The sequence below is a fragment of the Acinetobacter sp. YH16038 genome, from assembly GCF_013417275.1.
Lineage (GTDB): Bacteria > Pseudomonadota > Gammaproteobacteria > Pseudomonadales > Moraxellaceae > Acinetobacter.
The window spans coordinates 1-2,007 of record NZ_VPEG01000117.1; the positions used below are offsets into that span (position 1 = coordinate 1).

4 protein-coding genes are annotated in these 2,007 nt (G+C 32.4%); all 4 read left to right on the top strand.

The features are described from left to right. The coding region (locus FTV34_RS17110) for an HNH endonuclease (protein ID WP_180070869.1) at positions 1 to 735 on the top strand (735 nt) is incomplete at its 5' end. Between the two features lie 142 nt (positions 736 to 877). Further along, entirely contained in the window at positions 878 to 1,174 is a 297-nt protein-coding gene (locus FTV34_RS17115) for a BrnT family toxin (protein ID WP_179991657.1), read from the top strand. After that, positions 1,164 to 1,379, top strand: a complete 216-nt coding sequence (locus FTV34_RS17120) for a hypothetical protein (protein WP_111886106.1) — start codon at positions 1,164 to 1,166, stop codon at positions 1,377 to 1,379. Before FTV34_RS17115 ends, FTV34_RS17120 begins: the two co-directional genes overlap by 11 nt. Before the next feature lie 318 nt (positions 1,380 to 1,697). Next, a partial coding sequence (locus FTV34_RS17125) for a hypothetical protein (RefSeq protein WP_218949385.1) occupies positions 1,698 to 2,007 on the top strand: 310 nt, incomplete at its 3' end.

A 2,007-nucleotide genomic window follows, 5' to 3' on the forward strand; every position in this document is an offset into this window, starting at 1 on the left:
GGTATGATTGCTCTTTGTACACAGCCTCATAAAAATGCTGATAATTATGCTTATACCAATGATCAATTAGTAGAGTTTAAAAAAAATAAGGTTAATTCAGAAAAAGTAAAAGGCAATTTTGAATGGCGGAGAAATAAATTATTAACCGTAGTAGGGGGAAATTTCTACTATGAAACACCTCGCGCACTTGTAATTGATAATTATGATGTAGTTTCTTTAACAAGGGATGAAAGTGGTTATTTACTGCTAAATGTTGAAATGCTTAGTGTGTCTAAGGAAGAGCGTTTAGTAATGAGGAATAACTGCTGGGAAAATATAGGAACTCCTATTGATTTTAAGTGCCCCCCTAGTGGTAAAGAAATTGAAATTAAATATGAAAATGGAGATTTTCTATCAATTAAATTTTATGTCATTAATAATAAAGAATTATTTAAAAAGAATTTTGATATAGAAGCTCCTGATTCCTTAGAATTCCCTCTAACTATTTCTGAAATTAACTTTGAAGTATCTGGTATAGACATAAAAGTTTCACCAAAAGGTACAAACATTCAAACAAATCAATTTATACGAAATTTTTCATATAATTGTGGTGTAGGTATGATGTTGAATTTAGGAATAAAATGGCGTCAAAATTGGAATTTAGTACCAGTTCCTAGTCGTAGAGCAGCCTCATGTCCATGTAATAGTGGTTATAGATATAAACACTGTCATGGAAAAATAGAATTAGGGGGCTAATTTTATTTATAAACCTTCATTTTACATAATGGCTGTTATACGAAATTTAGATGTTAGAACCCATTTAAATTAATGAGTTATTGAATAAGTAAAACCCTCTAAGTAGACTTTTAGAAGTTGTAAATCTAGGAAAAGGCTAAACATGCCGTTGATTGAGTATTACGGTCTGCTATTTGAATGGCACGATAAAAAAATGGAAATAGTCTATCGAGGGCGTGAAATTACTTTTGAAGAAGTATGTAGCGTTTTTCTTGATCCAGAGCTGATTTCCTTTGACGATCTTGGTCATTACGATGAGCAACGGCTAATATCAATTGGTCTGAGTAATCGTGGTAGACTACTAACAGTGGTTTGGGTTGAACGTGGTGATGTTGCAAGAATCATTACTGGCTTTGAGCCATCGCACAATCAAAAGCGGAGGTATAACCATGCAAAATGAATTAGAACGTTATAAAAATTTTGACCCTACCAATGCGCCAGTAGTAAAACCAAATTTTGTGAAAAAATTACAAGAACGCCATGCCACTGCTCAAGCAAAGGCTTTTGATGCAGATGTTGTAACTTGGCTAAGCTCTCAAGATAATGAAACAAAACAGCATATTAACGATATGGTTCGTCATATCATGGCTTTGAAACGTGTTTAATTAAAATTTAGCTCGATACTTTGAAACATGGCTAAAGCCATGTTTCAAAGTCGGGCAACTTTGCGCTTGCTGTAATTTGCTTAGCAATGAGAAAAACCAAGCAAAGTACCGATCATCTAGTATTTTTCAGGATCATTAATGAATTTGCATTTCTCATAAAGCTTTTTCGTCCGCTTACGCTTGATAATGAAGTAGGTCGAAATTTTAATGTTGCTCAGTCGTTCGTAGACATTCACTCGGCATCTTACGATACATCTAGCTATACATATTAGTTATAACAAATTAAAATTAATTAATTTTTACTTAAATATGAATATTATGAAAATACTAATTCTACTTTTTTCATTTACTATTTTATCTACTTCTACCTTAGCAAATAAATACGACTGGACATATATCCCACCGCCAAGTGTTAATTTTCAAAGTTACTCTCAAGGAAATCAGCAACTTCAAAATGGTTTAAATGCTATGGCTGATGCCGTAGTTAATTATGCTAATAAAAAACAAAATAACAGTACTACTTCTTATAATAATGTTGGTAACTTCACATATGGGAGTGATGGTAGTTCTTATTACAATACAGAAGATCGTTCTTACGGTTCAAATGGTTATACTTATTACCAAATAA

Coding starts and splice junctions, on each gene's coding strand:
- FTV34_RS17115 (WP_179991657.1), top strand. CDS start 878: ATGCCGTTGATTGAGTATTACGGTCTGCTATTTGAATGGCACGATAAA.
- FTV34_RS17120 (WP_111886106.1), top strand. CDS start 1,164: ATGCAAAATGAATTAGAACGTTATAAAAATTTTGACCCTACCAATGCG.